General features: G+C 44.2%; 3 protein-coding genes. 1 reads left to right on the top strand and 2 read right to left on the bottom strand.

Features of this window, described 5'->3' with window-relative positions:
* The first annotated feature begins 111 nt into the window (after window positions 1–111).
* Window positions 112–354: a SymE family type I addiction module toxin gene (locus ACJHWT_RS25380; protein WP_001696838.1), complete on the top strand. Its 243-nt coding sequence runs from the start codon at window positions 112–114 to the stop codon at window positions 352–354.
* Window positions 355–419: 65 nt separating this feature from the next.
* Here ACJHWT_RS25380 and ACJHWT_RS25375 read toward each other — a convergent pair whose 3' ends face one another.
* On the bottom strand, window positions 420–800 hold the full coding sequence (locus tag ACJHWT_RS25375) for a hypothetical protein (RefSeq protein WP_001002164.1): 381 nt from the start codon (window positions 798–800) through the stop codon (window positions 420–422).
* A 17-nt stretch (window positions 801–817) separates the two neighbouring features.
* Window positions 818–1,460 (bottom strand): RHS repeat-associated core domain-containing protein (locus tag ACJHWT_RS25370; RefSeq protein ID WP_227462144.1); only part of this gene is annotated, 643 nt, incomplete at its 5' end.

The raw sequence follows: 1,460 nt of genomic DNA, 5'->3' as shown, positions 1-1,460 counted from the left end.
CGCCGCATCACGTGCCAGCCGGTGGCGGATTTCACCGCCCCGGTCCCCGGTGAACACCACTTCCGTGACCGCGTTCAGCGCGTTGTAGCGGTACGTCTGGCGGCAGCCGTCGTGCTGCCAGCGCAGCATCTGCCCAACCGCAGCGACACGCCGGTGATCAAAATCAGCGCCAAATGGCTGAGAGAAGCGGGATTTGAGATCGGCACGGGCGTTACCGTGAAGATCTCGGAAGGCTGCCTGATCCTGCTTGCAGATAACAACGGAGTACAGGAACTGCGCAGGGAACTTTATCAGGTTAAACAGTCTGTTAAGGGGATGCGGAACGGGATGTTTAGTATGCTGAACGATAATTAAATAATAAAAAGCCGGGAAGATTTAATTTCTTACCCGGCTTTTGATAACTTAATAATATTATAATCCTAAATCAATCTTTTTTTTAATTCCCTTATTTCAGGAGTTAATGCAAAACTGTCTTCTAAAGATTCGTCATCCAAGGCCCAGTAATTAATAAGATCTATATGATTTTTATAATTATCAAGCAGAGTGTTGAGTGCTTTTACAATAACTTTATCTGAAGGAGGTACTCCAGAAGATAATAAATCATTACAGACATCAAGGGCTAAAGTCATTAATTCATTCTTCCCTTTTTGTGAGTAGCCATTATTTAAATATGCAGCAATATATTTACTTAACCACTCTTTAGTTCGATATTTTTCAGGCAGTTCATAAGCCCAATCTTGTGTAAACTTATCACTCACTGGTACACCAAGTTCACTACAGATTTTATCTATTTCATTCATATATATCCTTCATTATTTTAGTTGTCGTGTGATGAATTGAATGGGAACGATGTACGTACAGAACCGTCGGGTTTTACAACAACCCTTGCCATATCTGGAACTACCTCTGTCCCATCAGGTAAATAACCTCGACTTTTTATATTTGTAGGCAATGGCACATCATGCACACCTGGTCCTTTTTTGGCAACAGAAGCAATAAAATCAGCAGCAGAATTATCATCGAGATATTGTCCAACTTGATGACCTTTATTTCTGGCACGATCAATTAACTGATTTGGTTTCATTTTCTGTCCGTGTTCAGAAAAGGTGTGACCGTATGTAGGCTTACTTTTTGGATTTCCCCATTTGAAGTCAGATTTAGGACACAATCCAAGTGGGTCGATCCATGACAGTGGATTAGGTGCATACTGATATAAGTTTAACCCGCCTCTCAGCCCTATCGGGTCCGTTACCATGAACCGCCCGACATCCGGATCATAGTACCTGTGCAGATTGTAGTGCAGTCCCGTTTCCCTGTCGAGGTACTGTCCCTGGTAACGCAGGTTCTGTTCCACCCTGCCGTGGTCCTTCTCCTGTATCGTGTTACCCCAGACCTGATACCCCGTCTCCCACACGATTTTCCCGTCACTGTCCGTCATCTCTTCCGGCGCGCCGTTCACA

It is taken from the genome of Escherichia sp. WS338, assembly GCF_046486405.1.
GTDB lineage: Bacteria > Pseudomonadota > Gammaproteobacteria > Enterobacterales > Enterobacteriaceae > Escherichia > Escherichia coli.
Note: the sequence above shows the minus strand (reverse complement) of the source record. Positions and strands in the feature narration are given on the sequence as shown.

Coding starts and splice junctions, on each gene's coding strand:
- ACJHWT_RS25375 (WP_001002164.1), bottom strand. CDS start 800: ATGAATGAAATAGATAAAATCTGTAGTGAACTTGGTGTACCAGTGAGT.